Below are 15,639 nucleotides of genomic sequence, written 5' to 3'. Positions count from 1 at the left end.
GCGTGCCGGTCGCCCACCACGTCCTGCGGCACGCGGCCGGCCCTGCCGCCGGACGGCCCGCCCTGCGCTGCGGCGAGCGCACCCGTACGTTCGGCGAGCTCGCCGCCGACCTGCGTGCCGGCGCCACCCACCTGGCCGCCACCGGCACCCGGCCGGGCGACCTGGTCGCCGTCAGCCTGGCCGACCCGCTCGACACCCTCGTGGCCCTGCTCGCCGCCGACCACGTCGGCGCCGTCGGGCTGGTCGGCGACACCGGCTGGTCGGTCGCCCACCGCGCCGAGGTGCTGCGCGCCCTCGAGCCGGCCGCCGTCGTGCACGCGCCTCTGCCCCGTGGCCCTGCCGGGTCCGGGGCGGAACCGCACGCCGACCCGGGCCCGCCACCCGACGACGACCGGCCCGCCTGGGCGGGCTTCTCCTCCGGCAGCACCGGCCGCCCTCGCGCCGTCGTGCGCACCCGCGCGTCCTGGACCCGGTCTTTCGACCACGTCTCGCGACTGACCGGGATCCGGCCCGGTGACACCGTGCTCGTCACCGGACCGCTGGCCAGCTCGCTGCACTGCTTCGCCGCGGTCCACGCCCTCGCCTCCGGCGCCTGCGCCCACCTGGTACCCGGACGGCCCGCCACGACGGCGGCGCTCGCCGACGCCGACGTCGTCCACCTGGTCCCCTCCCGGCTCGACGACGTGCTGGACTCCCTCGACGCGGGCACGCCTTCGCGGCTGCGCACCGCCGTCGTCGGCGGCGCCGCCCTGGACCCCGCCCAGCGGACCCGGGCCGCCGCGCACGGGCTGACCCTCGTGGCCTACTACGGTGCCGTCGAGCTGAGCTTCGTCACCATCGACACCGGCACCGGCATGCGGCCGTTCCCCGAGGTCGAGGTCGAGGTGCGCCCCCAGCCCGGTACCCGGCTGGGGCAGGTCTGGGTCCGCTCCCCGTGGACGTCGCAGGGCTACCTCGCCGACGCCAGCGGACCGCTGCGCACCCAGGACGGCTGGTGCACCGTCGGCGACCTCGCCGAGGTGCCGGACGACGCCGCCGCACCCGGCCCGCTGCTGCTGCGGGGCCGCGGCGACGGCGCGATCCTCACCGCCGGCGCCACCGTGGTGCCCGAGGACGTCGAGGCCGCGCTGCGCCCCGTGCCCGGGGTGCGCGACGCCGTCGTCGTCGGAGCGCCGCACCGCCGGCTGGGCGCCGTCGTGGTGGCCGTCGTCGAGGCCGACGACCGCCCCGGGCTGCGTGCCCACCTGGAGCGCGTGGGGCGGTCGTCCCTCGCACCGGCCCAACGGCCCCGCCGCTGGTACCGCCTCGACACGCTGCCCCGTACCGCGGACGGCAAGCTCGCGCGAGCCGCGCTCGGTGCGCTCGTCGCCGGGACCGACCCCGAGGCCGAGGCCGGAGAGCTGACGGTGCTGCGGTGAGCGTCGTGGTGGCGGCTCGGCGAACCGCCGTCGGGACGGCGGGCCACGGGCACGCGCACCTCGACGAGACCGCCCTGGCCGCCGCCGTCCTCGTCGCCACCGCGCAGGACGCCGCCTCCGTCGGCTGCCTGCCGCCACGTCCCGGCGCTCCTGAGGTCGTCCTGGGCAATGCGGCCGGGCACGGCGGGAACGTCGCGCGCCGCGCCGCCCTGGCAGGCCTGGGCGTCGACGTGCCCGGGCTGACCGTCGACCGCCAGTGCGCCTCCGGCCTGGCGGCCGTCGCCGTCGGCGCCGCACTGATCGACGCCGGACAGGCCGGGCTCGTCCTGGCCGGCGGGGTGGAGAGCGCCACCCGGGCACCCGCCCGCGCCCACGGGACGGCGCCCTACGACCGCGCCTCGTTCGCTCCTCCGCCCTGGGCGGACCCCGAGGCGGGCGAGGCCGCCGACCGGCTCGCGCGCACCCACGGGATCTCCCGGAGCCGTCAGCACGAGCACGCCGTCCTCGCGCACCGGCGGGCGCTCGCAGCGCACCGGGCAGGTCGCTTCGTCCGCGAGATCGTCCCGGCCGGCACCCTGCGTCGCGACGAGCACGCCCGCACGCTGTCCGACGCCGTGCTGGCGCGCCTGCCGGGTGCGTTCGGCCCCGCGGGATCGGTCACGGCAGCGTCCGCGGCTCCTGCCGCCGACGGTGCGGCGGCCGTCGCGCTCGTCCCCGACGGCGTCCCGGGACTCCGGGTCCGCTCGGCGGCCACGTGTGCGGGAGACCCGGCGATGCCCCTGCTCGCCCCCGTGACGGCGGTGCGCACGGTGCTCGGGCGTGCCGGGGCGACGACGCGGGACGTGGCCGCGTTCGAGATGGTGGAGGCCTTCGCCGTGCAAGCGCTGGCCGTCAGCGAGCAGCTCGGCGTCGACCCGGCCAGCGACGCCCGGTGGTGCCCCGACGGCAGCACGCTGGCGCTGGGACATCCCTTCGGCGCGAGCGGGGCGATCTGTCTGGTCCGGCTGTTCGCACGCCTGGTCCACGGCGGGGCGCCGGCGGGGACCCTCGGCGTCGCGGCGTCCGCGGCCACCGGCGGGCTGGGCGTGGCCGTCCTGGTCGAGGTGGTCCGATGACCACGGTGGTGCTGGAGGACGTGCACGTGCGGCGCGAGGGCCGGGACGTGCTGCGCGGGGTGTCGCTGCGCCTGTCGCAGGAGCGGGTGGCGGTGATCGGGGCCAACGGCTCGGGCAAGTCGACCCTGGCGCGGCTCCTCAACGGGCTGGTGGTCCCGACGTCGGGCCGGGTGCTCGTGGACGGCCTGGACACCCGGCGCCGGGGCCGCGACGTGCGCCGTCGCGTCGGCTTCGTGTTCACCGATCCCGACGCGCAGATCGTCATGCCGACGGTCGCCGAGGACGTCGCCTACTCCCTGCGCCGCTCGGGCCTGACCCCCGCACAGGTCCGCGACAGGGTGGCCGCGGAGCTGCACCGGCACGGGCTCGCCGACCACGCCGACCATCCGGCACACCTGCTCTCCGGCGGGCAGAAGCAGCTCCTCGCACTGGTCAGCGTGCTGGTCACCGCCCCCGACCTGGTCGTCGCCGACGAACCGACCACGCTGCTCGACCTGCGCAACACCCGCGCGATCGCCAGGCGGCTGGCCGCACTGGACCAGCAGCTGGTGCTCGTCACCCACGACCTCGACCTGGTGTCCGGGTTCGACCGGGTGCTGGTGGTCGACGAGGGCCGCGTCGTGGTCGACGACGTGCCGACGGTGGCGGTACCCGCCTACCGCGCCCTGATGGGAGCCTGAGATGCCCGGCAGGCCGCACGCCGCCGTCGGCGGGGCCCCCGCGCAGGCTGCCGGATCAGTGGTGCACCGGTGCGGCGCCGGTTGGAAGCTCCTGGCGCTGTGCGCCTGCTCGCTCGGGCTGCTCGCGGTGCGCTCGCCGCTCGGGGTGGGAGCCGCCGTCGTCGGCCTCGGTCTGCTGTACGCCCTGGCGGGGTGCGGCCCCCGGGTGCTGTGGGCGCAGGTGCGGCCTCTGCGCTGGTTCGTGCCGTGCTTGCTGGTGGTGCAGTGGTGGTTGCTGGGCCCGCTGGACGCCGCCGTGCTGGGCACCCGGCTCGTGGTGCTCGTGGCGCTCGCCGGACTGGTCACGGTGACCACACCGACCTCCGAGGTGCTCGCCGCGCTCGAGCGGGCCATGCGGCCGCTGGGGCGGTGGTTCGACGCCGACCGCGCCGCCCTGGTGCTGGCGCTGACGTTGCGCTCGGTGCCGGTCCTCACGGCGCTGGCCGGCCAGGTGCGCGACGCCCAGCGGGCACGGGGACGCGAGCACGACGTGCGCGCCTTCGCGGTGCCGCTGGTGGTGGGTGCGCTGCGCCGGGCGGACGCCCTCGGCGAAGCCCTGCAGGCCCGCGGCCTGGACGACTGAGCCCGCGAGCCTCAGACCCGCACGAACTCCAGGTCGGTCACCGACCTGCCGGCGGCGAGGCCCTTGCGCTCGAAGCTGGTCATGACGCGTCCGTCGAACCGCGGCGCCCGGCCGCCCTGGCCGTGCGCGTTGCGGAACTCCTCGGAGGCGTCACCGACCTGCAACATGACCTCGCCGTACTCGGCCCAGTCGGTGGCCAGTCGCCACCGACCGCCCGGGCGCAGCACCCGGGCCACCAGCGCGGCGAACTGCGGGGTCACCAGCCGGCGCTTGTGATGCTTCTGCTTGGGCCACGGGTCGGGGAAGAACACCCAGAGCTCGTCCAGCGAGCCCGCGGGCAGCCCGTGGCGCAGCAGCTCGGCGGCGTCGACCTGCATGATCCGCAGGTTGGTCAGCTCCTGGCCCGGCGCGCCGCCGGCGTCGCCCGGGTCGGCGCCCGCGTGCCCCGCCCGCACGATCACCTGGGCCACCCCGGGGGTGTAGACCTCGACGGCGACGTGGTCCCGCTCGGGGTGCGTGGCCGCGGCGTGGACGATGCACTCCCCCAGCCCGGTGCCGATCTCGAGGACGACGGGCGCGGTACGACCGAACTCTGCCGCCGCGTCGAACCGCCAGTCCGGGTGCACGGACAGCTCGCGGTGCTCCCTGGGGACGTCGACGAGATACTGGTGCCGACGGGTGTCCCAGGCGCGTTGCTGACCGGCCGTGAGCCGTTCGGTGCGCCGCACGAAGCTGACGGTCCGGCGGCGGCGGGCGGGGTCGACCGGAGGGCGGGTCGGCGAGGTCTCGGGCACCGCACCAGGGTACGGCGCGCAGAGCGCCCGAGGATCCTCGCCGAGGTCAGTGCGCGGCCAGCTCGACGAGCGCCAGGAGCGCCTCGCCGTAGGCCTCGGCGGGGTCCGGTCCCTCGAAGACGCGGCGCTCACCCAGGAGCTCGACCTCCACCGCGTACGCGCCGTCGTCGTGCCGCAGCGACCGGAAGGTCCCGCCGAGCAGGTCACGCAGCTGGTCCTCCCGGGGCAGCCAGAGCGTGTCGGAGATCTCCACCGAGTCCAGGGCCCACTCGGTGGTGCCGTTGAAGCCCAGCACGGTGCCCGTGTCGTAGTGGTGGGTCTCCACCACCAGCGCCGAGACGGTGAAGACCTCCTCGGCGAGCTGCGGGGAGTCGATCCGGAAGCGGTCGCCGTCGGCCGGGTTCCAGGACAGTCCTGCCTCGCGCAACCGGGAGGCGAGCTCGGTGGAGATCATCGATCCATCGTGCCGCGCGGGGCGCTCGGCGCCAACCGGGCGCCGACCGGCCCACCCGTGCCGGCCGGAGGACGCAGCGAGGCCCCCGTCGCTGCGACGAAGGCCTCGGGTGGTGCGCCATCAGGGACTCGAACCCCAAACCCGCTGATTAAGAGTCAGCTGCTCTGCCAATTGAGCTAATGGCGCGTAGCGCGGACCGACTCCAGCACCGCCGAAGCGGTGCCGACAGCAGGTCGTTGCCGGTGCGCCATCAGGGACTCGAACCCCAAACCCGCTGATTAAGAGTCAGCTGCTCTGCCAATTGAGCTAATGGCGCGTAGCGCGGACCGACTCCAGCACCGCCGAAGCGGTGCCGACAGCAGGTCGTTGCCGGTGCGCCATCAGGGACTCGAACCCCAAACCCGCTGATTAAGAGTCAGCTGCTCTGCCAATTGAGCTAATGGCGCGTAGCGGTGTGAAACATTACCAGGCGAGAGCCGCGGACCGGTACCCCGAACGCCTCCGGAGGGCTGTGACCTGCACGACAGGGCACCGACCGGCGGTCTCGGAGGCGGCGGTCGCGGTGCCGGCACGGCACACGGCGGCACGGCACACGCCGGCACCCGTCAGAGGTACAGGCCGGTGGTCCCCTGAGGGTCCGCGCGCTCGGCCACCGCGTGCACGTCACGTTCGCGGAGCAGCACGTAGTCGGTGCCGCCGAGCTCGACCTCGGCGCGCTCCTCCGGGTCGTAGAGCACCCGGTCGCCGACAGCCACCTGCCGCACGTGCTCCCCCCGGGCGACGACGCGCGCCCAGGCGAGTCGCTTGGGTCCCGTCGCGGTGGCAGGGATGACCAGGCCGGCCGAGGACTGCCGCTCGGCGGAGTCGACCTCGGGGTCCACCAGGACACGGTCGTGGAGCATGCGGATCGGCAGCGGCTCAAGCGTGCCGTCGTCCGTCGTCGTGGTGCTGGATGCTGCGGGGCTCACGCGCCCCACGCTACGCGAGAACCGCCGTCGTCCCGCCCCCGGGCCGCCCGATAGGCTCGTCCCGGCCCGATCCCCCGCACGAGGAGCACCCGTGACCCGTCTCGCCGTCGGCGACACCGCCCCCGACTTCACCCTGACCACGTCCGACGGCGGCAGCCTCTCGCTGGCCGGCCTGCGCGAGGGCGCCGAACGGGGCGTGGTCGTGTACTTCTACCCCGCCGCGATGACGCCGGGGTGCACCAAGGAGGCTTGCGACTTCCGCGACTCGCTGGACGCGCTGCAGGGCGCCGGGTACGCCGTCGTCGGCATCTCGCCGGACGAGCCCGCCCGGCTCGCCTCGTTCGTCGAGCGGGACGGCCTGACGTTCCCGCTCGCCTCCGACCCGGAGCACGAGGTCCTCGAGGCCTACGGGGCCTGGGGCGAGAAGAGGAACTACGGGCGCACCTCCGTCGGCGTGATCCGCTCCACCGTCGTGGTCGGCGCCGACGGCACCGTCGAGCTCGCCCAGTACAACGTCAAGGCGACCGGGCACGTGGCGCGGCTGCGCACGAAGCTCGGGCTCGACGCCTGAGCGGCGCACCGTAGGATGCGGGTGGCCACGCGCGAGTGGCGGAACTGGCAGACGCGCCAGGTTTAGGTCCTGGTGTCTTCGGACGTGTGGGTTCGAGTCCCACCTCGCGCACCACGCGGCGACGCCACGTCGGGTCGACGACGCCGTCCGGGCGGCCCCGTCCTCGTCTCCCGTGACCCGCGAAATCCCGTGACGGCGGGCACGGCGAGGCGTATCGTCGAACACGACGGGTCGCGCGGGTCGCGAGCCGCCGTGGGGTGCGAAAGGACGGGCCTCATGACCTCGTTGGCAGCCTTCGTCAAGGCGCGCGTCAGAGAGCTGCTGGCCCACGACGGACGCCACCGCGCCGGCCGACCCCGGCACGTGCTCGACGCCGACGAGGTCACCCGGCTGCGCGAGCTGCACGACACGGCCGACCGGTACGAGCGCGGGCTGTTCGGGCCGACCGAGGAGGCGCTCGCGGAGGGCCTGATGCGCGAGCGCGCCGCCGACTTCGCCGACCACCCCGACTACCGCGACGAGTGGCAGCACGAGGCGCGTCGGACCAGGTGAGCGGTCGAGCGGACCGGACGTGTCCCCGCCGCCACCACACCAGGTTGCACGTGTCACCCATCGGCGTACCGTGGTGGGATCGCTCTCACGAGCCCGACCCGCGGCCGGCAACGACGCCGACAAGGGGGCCGCGGACGGGCACGCGCAGGAGCGGCTGATCCGAGGTGACGAACGATGACGTTCACGAACGACCCGGCCCGACGACGGCGTACCGCCCGCGTCGCAGCCCTCGCCCTGCTGGTCGGCGGCGCCACGGCCGCCACCGCTCCCCCGGCCACCGCCGACGTCGTGGACGTCGGCGCCGGGAGCTACACCACCGACGCCGTCGGCCCCGCACCGCAGGGGTGCGACGCCGTCGAGGCCGACCCCCGCGCGTTCGTGACCGACGACGCGCCACCGACGCCGCTGCCCACCAACGACTGGTGGACGTCGCTGGCCTACAAGGTCTTCGACTGCTCGTTCAGCGCCCCGCTGCACGCCCACCCGGCCTCGTACCTGCCCTCGGCCGGCGGGCTCGGGATCTCGTACACGACGCAGGCCACCGTCAGCGGGAACGGGTCCGGAGTCTCCGAGTACCACTACGAGTACGCCGAGGACCTGCGCGCCGGCGTCGTCGGTCTGGACGCCCCGCACGTAGCCGTCGCCGGCTGGACCGACTGGACCGTCACGCCCGCGTGGGACGACGGCGTGCGGTCGCTGCGCGCGACCATCGGCCACGGGTTGCCCGTGGCCTGGTTCCGGGCCACCGGCGGCGACGCCCTGCTGACCCTGAACGGCTCGCCCGACGTCTGGCTCGACGAGCCAGGTCGCGTCGGCCTCACCGTCGGCGGCGCCGACTACCTCGCCGTCGTGCCCGAGGACGTCTCCTGGACGCGCTCCGGCACCTCGTTCACCGCGCCGGCCAAACGCTTCGCCGTCGCGCTGCTGCCCGACGTCGGGTCCGGTGCGCGCGACGGCCTCGTCGCGGCGTACACCGACGCCGCCCGGTCGCCGGTGACCGGCACCCGCGCCGACTACACCTACGACGCCGCGGCCTCCCAGGTCCTCACGACCTACCGGTTCGAGACCACGCCCTGGCCGGGAGCCGACGACGGCGGCACGGTGGCGGCGCTGTACCCGCACCAGAGCGCCTACCTCACCTCGGGCGACCCCGACGGGGCCACGTACACCTCGCCGCGGGGGGACATGGCCGTCCTGACGGGAGTCTCGCGGTTCACCACCGCGACCCCGTACGGCGGCGTGCTGCCGGAGATCCCGGCCGTGGCGACGGCGACGGGCGCGGGTCGCGACCGGCTCGAGGCGCTGCTCGACGAGATCGACGACCCCCTCGACCAGCGCGAGGCCGACACGTACTGGACCGGCAAGGCGCTCGGACGCGCCACCCGCATCGTGGAGATCGCCGACCAGCTCGGCCGCACCGCACAGCGCGACGCCGCCCTCGCCGCCGTCCGTGACGTGCTCACCGACTGGTTCACCGCCACGCCGGGCACGACCGAGCAGGTCTTCGCCTACGACGCCGACTGGGGCACGCTCGTGGGCCACGCCGGCTCCTACGGCTCGGACACCGAGCTCAACGACCACCACTTCCACTACGGCTACTTCGTCGCCGCCGCGGCGACGCTGGCCCGGTTCGACCCGCAGTGGGCGGCCGACTACGGGCCGATGGTGGACCTGCTGATCCGGGACGCCGACGGCTACGACCGTGACGACGACCGGTTCCCGTACCTGCGCGACTTCGACGTCTACGCCGGGCACGACTGGGCGTCGGGCCACGGGGCGTTCGCCGCGGGGAACAACCAGGAGTCCAGCTCCGAGGGCATGAACTTCGCCGGCGCCGTCGTGCAGTGGGGCGAGGCCACCGGTGACACGGCCGTGCGCGACGCCGGCGTCTACCTGTACGCCACGCAGGCCGCGGCCATCCAGCGCTACTGGTTCGACGTCGACGGCACCGCCTATCCCGAGGAGTTCGAGCATCCCGTCGTGGGCATGGTCTGGGGCGACGGCGGGGCGTACTCCACGTGGTTCACCGCCGAACCCGAGAAGATCCAGGGCATCAACACGCTGCCGATCACCGGCTCGCACCTCTACCTCGGCACCTCGCCGGAGACGGTGCGGTCCTCCTACGCCCACCTCGAGTCGGTCCTGGGCGGACCCCCGACGGTGTGGCAGGACATCCTGTGGAGCTACCTCGCGCTCGGCGACGCCCCACGGGCGCTGGACCTGCTCGACGGCAGGTCCTACACCCCGGAGGAGGGCGAGTCCCGGGCTCACACCTACCACTGGGTGACGAACCTGGCCGCCCTCGGGACGCTCGCCACCCAGGTGCACGCCGACCACCCGCTCGCGGCCGCGTTCGACGGCGACGACGGGCTGACGTACGTGGCGGCCAACGTCACCTCGGCACCGGTCACCGTGACGTTCTCCGACGGGACGGCGGTGGACGTGCCGGCAGGGCGCACGGTCGCGGTGGGCGCGCACGAGTGGTCCGGCGGCGGTGCACCGGGCGGGCCGACGCCGTCGCCCGACCCCACGCCGTCGCCGGACCCGACGGACGAGCCGACCGACGACCCGGACCCGAGCCCGGACCCCAGCGCGCCGGTGTGCCCGACGCCGTCCCCGGACCCGTCCCCCGACCCGACGGGCGGTCCCGGCTTCGCCGCCGAGCTGTTCCTGGGCCCCGACGGCGCCCTGACCGGCGGGGGCGGCGGCGACCGGAGGATCGAGCTCGCCTCCGCCGAGGGGCGGAACCGGGACGGGACCCCGCACCTGCCGGCCACCTTCACCGCGACCGGGCTGACGGCGTCGTACACCGGCGCCGACACGGCGTTCTCGCTGGCCGTGGACGGCGGGAGCACCGTCGGCCTGGCCGTCCAGACGCGTGTCAGCTACGACCTGACCGGGGACGGCACCGTCGACCGCGTCGAGACGTACGCCTACTTCGCCACCGACCCCGTGCCGGGTGACGAGGCGTACACCGCGCAGGGCAGGCCGGTCACGACCGCCGGCGATCTCGGCGACCTGGACGGCGGCACCGTCCGGGTCGAGGTGTGGAGCGTGCTGGGCAGCGGCACACCGAGCCTGACCGGCGGGGCGTCGTCGTCGGTGACCCTGCCGTTCGAGTGACGCCACCCGGGCACGACGACGGCCGCACCGGAGTCCCGGTGCGGCCGTCGTCGGAGGGTGTTCAGGCCTGCTGCTGGCCGTCCTGGGAGGCCGCGATCTGCGCGCGGACCTCGTCCATGTCCAGGTCCTTGACCGCGTCGACGACCTGCTTGAGCTGCGGCGCCGGCAGGGCACCTGCCTGGTTGAAGACCAGGACGCCCTCGCGGAACGCCATGAGCGTCGGGATCGCGGTCACGCCGGCGGCGGACGCGATCTGCTGCTGCGCCTCGGTGTCGATCTTGGCGTGCACGACGTCGGCGTTCTGCTCGCTGGACGCCTCGAACACGGGGGCGAACTGGCGGCACGGTCCGCACCAGGAGGCCCAGAAGTCCACCAGCACGATGTCGTTGTCGGTGATCGTCTGCTCGAAGGTGTCGTCGGTGAGCTCGACGGTAGCCATGTGAAGTCCTCTCGTGGGTTGTCCACCTCGCACAGCGTCACCGGGGCTCCCCGTATTCCAGGGACCCGCGAGCGCGGCGTCGGTGCAGGTGGGACACGGACCCGGCACCCGGGTCGGCCGCACCGCACCGGGGCTGGTAGAAACGAGGGGTGACCGACACCGCCGAGTTCCCCCCTGACGACGACCGCGGTCCGGAGCCCGGACCGGCCGGCTGGCTGAGCGCCGAGGACATCGCCGCCGTGCGCGCCCAGCTGCCGCTGGTGTACGTCGACGCGATCCCCGTGCACGTGGACGAGTCGGGCGACGTCGTCGAGGTCGGCCTACTGCTGCGGGCCACGCCGCTCGGCACCATGACCCGCGCCCTGGTCACGGGCCGCGTGCTCTACCACGAGCGGGTGCGCGACGCGCTGCTGCGCCACATCGAGAAGGACCTCGGGCCGGTCGCGCTGCCGCAGGTCCCCGCCTCGCCCCAGCCGTTCACGGTGGCGGAGTACTTCCCCACGCCGGGCATCACCCCGTTCCACGACCCGCGACAGCACGCGATCTCGCTGGCCTACGTGGTGCCGGTCAACGGGGACTGCCGGCCGCAGCAGAACGCGCTCGACCTGGCCTGGCTCACCCCCGAGGAGGCGTGCAGCGACACCGTGCAGGCCGAGATGGTCAACGGTCAGGGCACCCTGGTGCGCCAGGCGATGGCACATGTGGGCCGACTCGACTGATCGCGAGGTAGGCAACCTCACCGCGGTGTAGGCACGCTCGCGTCGAGGTAGGCACGCTCGCGTCGAGGTAGGCACGCTCGCGTCGGGGTAGGCGACATCGGCACGAGGTAGCGCTGCCTCACGCCCGACGGCGCGGCCAGGTTGCCTATGTCGCGAGAGAGTTGCCTACCTGGGCCCCCCGTGGCCTACCTCGCGGTGACGTTGCCTACGTCGCGGGGTCCTGGAGGTCGAGGTGGTGCCAGTCGGCCAGGTCGGCCCGCATGCGCCGGTCATGGGTGGCGACGACGACGGCCGCGGACGTGCGCTGCAGCGCGAGCGTGAGGGCGTCCACCAGGTCGACGGACAGGTGGTTCGTCGGCTCGTCGAGCACCAGCAGGTGCGGCGCGTGCAACAGGGCGAGCGCGACGTCGAACCGGCGCCGCTGCCCCACGCTCAGCTCGCGCAGAGGCCGCTCCAGCTCGGCCTCGCTCAGCAGGCCCAGGGCGGCGACGGGCACGAGGTGGTCGGGGTCCAGCTCGCCGCGCGACAGCAGCTCGAGCGCCTCGGCCGCGTACGCGTCGAAACCGGACCGCGCCGCGTCGGGGCCGTCGTCGGGCACCCGCCCCTCCTGCCCGACGACGCCGATGCGCACGCCCTCGCGCAGCGTGCGGCTCCCGCGTGCCAGGGGCAGCGTGCCGCACAGCGCCCCGAGGAGCGTCGACTTGCCGGTGCCGTTGGCGCCGGTCACGAGCAGCCGGCCCGACGGCGGGACGGCCAGCCGGGTGCCGGGCAGGTCGACCCGCACGGCACCGTCCGGGGCCTCGACCCGGGGCGAACGCAGCTCCACCAGGGCGTCGGCCGCGTCCCACCCCGGTGACATCGACGGCAGGTCGGGGAACGCGAGCTCCTGCGGGGGCGGTGGGACGTCCACGGCCTCGGCCTTGAGCTGCTCCACCAGCCGGTCGGCGGCCTTGACGTGGATGCGCGCACGGGTGCCGCAGCGGTGCTTCTGCGAGCCCTTGGGCGGGCGCCACTCGTCGGAGAGCCCCTCGTAGGAGCGGTCCAGACGGAACTCGAGCGCCGCCCGCCGCTCCTGCTCGGTGCGGTACCGCTGACGCCAGCGGGCCAGCATCTGCGCCTTGTTCAACCGGTAGGAGTGGTAGCCCGGCTGCCCGTAGAGCACCGGTGGCCCGTCCATCGAGGGATCGAGGTCGTAGACCGCGGTGGCGACGTCGTCGAGCAGCTCGCGGTCGTGGCTGACGAGCACGACGCCGCCGCGCCAGGACTGCAGCGTCTCGGTCAGGTAGGCGACGCCGGAGTCGTCGAGGTGGTTCGTCGGCTCGTCCAGGAGCAGCAGGTCGGCCCGCTCGGCCAGGTGGCAGGCCAGCCGGACCCGGTAGCGCTGCCCCACCGAGAGGGTCTCCAGCGGCCGGGTCAGGTCGCGCACCGCACCGAGCCGGCTCAGCGCCTCGTCGACGCGCCGGTCCGCGTCCCAGGCGGCGAGGTGCTCCACCCGTGCGAGCACGTCGGACAGCTCGGCCAGGTCACCGCCGTCGTGGTCGAACCCGGCGGCCACGGCCTCCAGCTCGGTGACCAGCGCGCGCAGGTGGGCGAGCGTGTCCTCGACGAGGTCGCCGACCGTCCGCCCGGGGGTCACATGGAGCTCCTGCGTGACGAGCGCGATGCTCCCTGCACGGCGCACCTCACCGGCCGAGGGCGTCAGGTCCCCGGCGAGCAGGTGCAGCAGCGTCGACTTGCCGGACCCGTTCTCCCCCACCACACCGAGCCGGACGCCGTCCGACACCCGGACCTGCGCGTCCTGCAGGACGGGCCGGCCCGGGTAGGCGAAGGCGAGGTCGGTGGCCACGAGATGCACCGGAACAGCCTAGGTGGATTCCTCGGTGCCTCAGCCTGTGATCGATGCACCCGGACGGGAGTGGCTCGCGAGCCACTCCGCGATCTGCTCCACCGGCAGGTGCGGACCCGCGACGGTCAGGACGAACGACTCCGCCTCGTCGTCACCGGCCCCCAGGTGAAGACCCGCCAGTCGATACGTCCGCAGGACGAGGATCCAGGACAGGCGCTCGTTGCCGTCGACCAAGGGATGCAGCCGGTTGACGGTGTCCATCAGGGCGGCGGCCTTGGCATGCACTCCCGGGTACAGCTCGACGCCGAAACGGACGCCGGCGGGCCGGGACAACGCGTGGACCAGGGCGCCCGGCTCGCGCTCCTGCCATCCGAACCGCCGACAGATCGCCAGGGTGTCGGCCTGCGTGGGCAGCCCCGTCACGCGAGGCGGTCCAGGAGCGGTCCCCACCGCTCGGTGACGTCGTCGAGGAACGACTCGATGTCCGGGGCGGGCGTGGCGTCGAGAAGGCGGGCCAGCGCCTCGCCCTGACTGATCCCCTGCGCCTCGGCACGCTCGCGCAGCCGGTCACGCACCGCGGCCGGCACCTTGATCGTGGTCATCGTCATACCTCGGAGTATACCGTTCGACGGCGGCGACGGGCCGGTCCGCGTCAGCGCCCGACGACAGGTCATCGTCGAAGGAATCGCACTTCGCCTCGGCGGGGTAGGGCGTCGCCCGGCTCTCGTGCCGGAATCGACGGAAGAAGCTGCCGGTCTCCGCCGCGACCGCTGCGTGGCGACGCAGGACCGCCGCGACACCGGGTGGGACCCCGTACGGCAGCTCCCCGGCCGCGCAGTCGTCCACGAACGCCCGTCGCCGGTCCGGGCCGTACCCGAACAGCTCGACGACCAACCAGTTCACGAGGCACGTTGCGGCGTAAGCCCGGTCGTAGCCGCGGAACCGATCGACGAAACCCACCTCGTCCGGGGCGAGGTCGAACCCGGACGAGACCGCCAGGCCGTAGTCGGCGAAGTACAACCGATCGCCGTCGGTGAGGATGTTCTCGAAGTGTGCGTCGAGGTGCAGCAGGCCGTGAGAGCCCAAGAACGCGACGCCGGCCTCCAGCTCGCGTTCGACCATCGCGCACGCCTGCTCGGCGTCCGCGCCACCCGCCGCGACCTGCTGCCCGAACCAGTCGTGCAGGGTCTGCGGGAGGTACTCCAGGAACAACGTCAGGCTCGCCGTCGACTCGCGCAGCGCCTCGATCCGGCGCCGGACGGCACCGCCGCCACCCCAGTAGGCGACGGCGCGGTCCACGTCTGCCAGCTCGTCGGGCAGCGGTCGGCCGGAGTCCGTCAGCACGCGCCAGTGGTAGGTCAGGGGGAACGAGTCGTGGTCCCCCGCGAGCACCCAAACGGTGGTGAGGGCATGCACGGCCAGCTCGCGCCACGCACCGAACCCGGAGCTGCCGATGCTGCCGACGCCAAGGTGGCAGGACATCGGCAGGCCGAACAGGTTCGCGGTCGAACCGACGTTCTCCGGCTGCCGTTCCAGGTCGGTCAGTCGCACCTGCTTGACGAAGACGGGGACACCGTCGACCTCCATCCGCAGGGTCTGCCCACCGATCCCGGCCCCGACCGGGACGGCCGCCTCCACGAGCTCACGCAGCTCCCGGTCGCTGCACCGCGAGAGCGCCGTCGACACGACGCCGTAGTCGGCTCGCCGAGCGCGGTCGCGCAGGTCCGCGGTCGTCACCGCGGGCCGTGGTCCACGTCGGCACCGGACCACAGGTCGCCGCACTCGACCTCGACCGCCCCGTGCGCGGCGAGGTAGCGCCCGGCACCGGCATCGCCGGCCAGGGTCTCCCGGACCCCGGCCCAGTGGGCGCGGCCCAGCAGCACAGGGTGGCCGGGCCGACCGGCGTAGACCGCACGCGCGAGGACGTCCGACGGCGCACGCTCCCCGCCGGCTCGCCGCAGCACGCGCCGCACGGCCTCGGGCGGCGCGTCGGGGGTGTCGACGGGCGTCACGACCAACGCCTCGGCGTCGCTCGGAACCACGGCGTCGAGCCCGGCCCGCAGGGTCGCCGCGAGCCCGTCGGCCCAGTCGTCGACCACCACCACGCGGGCCGACGGCGGGACCAGCGCGGCCACGTCCGCTCCCCGCGCGCCGACGGCGACCAGCACCTCGTCGCACCCGGCCGCGACGAGCATCCGCACGGCCCGCTGCACCCACGGTTCGCCCGCCGTCGTGCGTGCGAGCCCCTTGGGTCCGCCGAACCGCGACCCCGCTCCTGCGGCCAGGACCAGCCCTGTCGTGCGCACGGCCACTCCCTTCGCTGCGGCGTCATCGCAGC

17 protein-coding genes and 4 tRNA genes are annotated in these 15,639 nt (G+C 74.4%); 9 read left to right on the top strand and 12 right to left on the bottom strand.

What is annotated here, in order from left to right:
- The first annotated feature begins 2 nt into the window (after positions 1-2).
- Genes ACIQLL_RS06600 through ACIQLL_RS06585 form a run of 4 tightly spaced genes read left to right on the top strand, consistent with a single transcriptional unit; the run spans position 3 to position 3,835 of the window.
- A complete protein-coding gene (locus tag ACIQLL_RS06600; protein ID WP_402464530.1) occupies positions 3-1,418 on the top strand; it encodes a class I adenylate-forming enzyme family protein in 1,416 nt (471 codons plus the stop codon).
- Positions 1,415-2,533 carry a thiolase family protein gene (locus tag ACIQLL_RS06595; RefSeq protein ID WP_402464528.1) on the top strand — a complete coding sequence of 373 codons (1,119 nt, stop codon included), beginning with the start codon at positions 1,415-1,417 and terminating at the stop codon, positions 2,531-2,533. Before ACIQLL_RS06600 ends, ACIQLL_RS06595 begins: the two co-directional genes overlap by 4 nt.
- Positions 2,530-3,213 carry an energy-coupling factor ABC transporter ATP-binding protein gene (locus ACIQLL_RS06590; RefSeq protein WP_402464526.1) on the top strand — a complete coding sequence of 228 codons (684 nt, stop codon included), beginning with the start codon at positions 2,530-2,532 and terminating at the stop codon, positions 3,211-3,213. The genes ACIQLL_RS06595 and ACIQLL_RS06590 overlap by 4 nt, the downstream gene beginning before the upstream one ends.
- Position 3,214: 1 nt before the next feature.
- Positions 3,215-3,835 (top strand): energy-coupling factor transporter transmembrane component T family protein, encoded by a 621-nt coding sequence (locus ACIQLL_RS06585; protein ID WP_402464524.1) that lies wholly within the window; start codon positions 3,215-3,217, stop codon positions 3,833-3,835.
- Between the two features lie 11 nt (positions 3,836-3,846).
- Here ACIQLL_RS06585 and trmB read toward each other — a convergent pair whose 3' ends face one another.
- The 6 genes from trmB to ACIQLL_RS06555 form a co-directional block, all read right to left on the bottom strand.
- Positions 3,847-4,629 (bottom strand): tRNA (guanosine(46)-N7)-methyltransferase TrmB, encoded by a 783-nt coding sequence (gene trmB, locus ACIQLL_RS06580; protein WP_402464522.1) that lies wholly within the window; start codon positions 4,627-4,629, stop codon positions 3,847-3,849.
- A gap of 46 nt (positions 4,630-4,675) precedes the next feature.
- Entirely contained in the window at positions 4,676-5,083 is a 408-nt protein-coding gene (locus ACIQLL_RS06575; protein WP_402464520.1) for a pilus assembly protein CpaE, read from the bottom strand.
- A gap of 110 nt (positions 5,084-5,193) precedes the next feature.
- A tRNA-Lys gene (locus ACIQLL_RS06570) sits at positions 5,194-5,269 on the bottom strand.
- A gap of 57 nt (positions 5,270-5,326) precedes the next feature.
- Positions 5,327-5,399, bottom strand: a tRNA-Lys gene (locus ACIQLL_RS06565).
- A gap of 57 nt (positions 5,400-5,456) precedes the next feature.
- Positions 5,457-5,529 (bottom strand) — tRNA-Lys (locus ACIQLL_RS06560).
- Positions 5,530-5,688: 159 nt separating this feature from the next.
- On the bottom strand, positions 5,689-6,051 hold the full coding sequence (locus ACIQLL_RS06555) for a GroES family chaperonin (protein WP_402464519.1): 363 nt from the start codon (positions 6,049-6,051) through the stop codon (positions 5,689-5,691).
- Between the two features lie 91 nt (positions 6,052-6,142).
- On the opposite strand from ACIQLL_RS06555, the gene ACIQLL_RS06550 reads away from it, so the two are divergent.
- From ACIQLL_RS06550 to ACIQLL_RS06535, 4 genes are all read left to right on the top strand, one after another.
- Positions 6,143-6,622 carry a peroxiredoxin gene (locus tag ACIQLL_RS06550; RefSeq protein WP_402464517.1) on the top strand — a complete coding sequence of 160 codons (480 nt, stop codon included), beginning with the start codon at positions 6,143-6,145 and terminating at the stop codon, positions 6,620-6,622.
- Between the two features lie 29 nt (positions 6,623-6,651).
- Positions 6,652-6,736: transfer RNA gene (locus ACIQLL_RS06545), tRNA-Leu, on the top strand.
- Between the two features lie 162 nt (positions 6,737-6,898).
- Positions 6,899-7,174 carry a hypothetical protein gene (locus ACIQLL_RS06540; RefSeq protein WP_402464515.1) on the top strand — a complete coding sequence of 92 codons (276 nt, stop codon included), beginning with the start codon at positions 6,899-6,901 and terminating at the stop codon, positions 7,172-7,174.
- A 174-nt stretch (positions 7,175-7,348) separates the two neighbouring features.
- Positions 7,349-10,297 carry a glycosyl hydrolase gene (locus ACIQLL_RS06535; RefSeq protein ID WP_402464513.1) on the top strand — a complete coding sequence of 983 codons (2,949 nt, stop codon included), beginning with the start codon at positions 7,349-7,351 and terminating at the stop codon, positions 10,295-10,297.
- 61 nt (positions 10,298-10,358) lie between these two features.
- Here ACIQLL_RS06535 and trxA read toward each other — a convergent pair whose 3' ends face one another.
- Positions 10,359-10,736: a thioredoxin gene (gene trxA, locus ACIQLL_RS06530; RefSeq protein ID WP_402464511.1), complete on the bottom strand. Its 378-nt coding sequence runs from the start codon at positions 10,734-10,736 to the stop codon at positions 10,359-10,361.
- A gap of 149 nt (positions 10,737-10,885) precedes the next feature.
- Between trxA and ACIQLL_RS06525 the strand changes: the two genes are divergently transcribed.
- Entirely contained in the window at positions 10,886-11,455 is a 570-nt protein-coding gene (locus tag ACIQLL_RS06525; RefSeq protein WP_402464509.1) for an NUDIX hydrolase family protein, read from the top strand.
- Between the two features lie 205 nt (positions 11,456-11,660).
- On the opposite strand, the gene ACIQLL_RS06520 is transcribed toward ACIQLL_RS06525, so the two are convergent.
- Genes ACIQLL_RS06520 through ACIQLL_RS06500 form a run of 5 tightly spaced genes read right to left on the bottom strand, consistent with a single transcriptional unit; the run spans position 11,661 to position 15,607 of the window.
- Positions 11,661-13,310 carry an ABC-F family ATP-binding cassette domain-containing protein gene (locus tag ACIQLL_RS06520; RefSeq protein WP_402464507.1) on the bottom strand — a complete coding sequence of 550 codons (1,650 nt, stop codon included), beginning with the start codon at positions 13,308-13,310 and terminating at the stop codon, positions 11,661-11,663.
- Positions 13,311-13,340: 30 nt separating this feature from the next.
- Positions 13,341-13,724, bottom strand: a complete 384-nt coding sequence (locus ACIQLL_RS06515; protein WP_402464505.1) for a type II toxin-antitoxin system death-on-curing family toxin — start codon at positions 13,722-13,724, stop codon at positions 13,341-13,343.
- The gene (locus ACIQLL_RS06510; RefSeq protein WP_402464504.1) at positions 13,721-13,909 is read right to left on the bottom strand and encodes a hypothetical protein; all 189 of its coding nucleotides are present in this window, start codon (positions 13,907-13,909) and stop codon (positions 13,721-13,723) included. The genes ACIQLL_RS06515 and ACIQLL_RS06510 overlap by 4 nt, the downstream gene beginning before the upstream one ends.
- Entirely contained in the window at positions 13,869-15,038 is a 1,170-nt protein-coding gene (locus ACIQLL_RS06505) for a protein kinase family protein (protein WP_402464502.1), read from the bottom strand. Before ACIQLL_RS06505 ends, ACIQLL_RS06510 begins: the two co-directional genes overlap by 41 nt.
- Positions 15,035-15,607, bottom strand: coding sequence for a nucleotidyltransferase family protein (locus ACIQLL_RS06500; RefSeq protein WP_402464500.1), 573 nt, complete (start codon positions 15,605-15,607; stop codon positions 15,035-15,037). Before ACIQLL_RS06500 ends, ACIQLL_RS06505 begins: the two co-directional genes overlap by 4 nt.
- Positions 15,608-15,639 lie beyond the last annotated feature (32 nt).

Origin of the sequence: Isoptericola aurantiacus, assembly GCF_044769875.1 — a bacterium.
Taxonomy (GTDB): Bacteria; Actinomycetota; Actinomycetes; order Actinomycetales; family Cellulomonadaceae; genus Isoptericola; species Isoptericola aurantiacus.
Note: the sequence above shows the minus strand (reverse complement) of the source record. Positions and strands in the feature narration are given on the sequence as shown.

Coding starts and splice junctions, on each gene's coding strand:
- ACIQLL_RS06590 (WP_402464526.1), top strand. CDS start 2,530: ATGACCACGGTGGTGCTGGAGGACGTGCACGTGCGGCGCGAGGGCCGG.
- ACIQLL_RS06585 (WP_402464524.1), top strand. CDS start 3,215: ATGCCCGGCAGGCCGCACGCCGCCGTCGGCGGGGCCCCCGCGCAGGCT.
- ACIQLL_RS06575 (WP_402464520.1), bottom strand. CDS start 5,083: ATGATCTCCACCGAGCTCGCCTCCCGGTTGCGCGAGGCAGGACTGTCC.
- ACIQLL_RS06540 (WP_402464515.1), top strand. CDS start 6,899: ATGACCTCGTTGGCAGCCTTCGTCAAGGCGCGCGTCAGAGAGCTGCTG.
- ACIQLL_RS06535 (WP_402464513.1), top strand. CDS start 7,349: ATGACGTTCACGAACGACCCGGCCCGACGACGGCGTACCGCCCGCGTC.
- trxA (WP_402464511.1), bottom strand. CDS start 10,736: ATGGCTACCGTCGAGCTCACCGACGACACCTTCGAGCAGACGATCACC.
- ACIQLL_RS06510 (WP_402464504.1), bottom strand. CDS start 13,909: ATGACGATGACCACGATCAAGGTGCCGGCCGCGGTGCGTGACCGGCTG.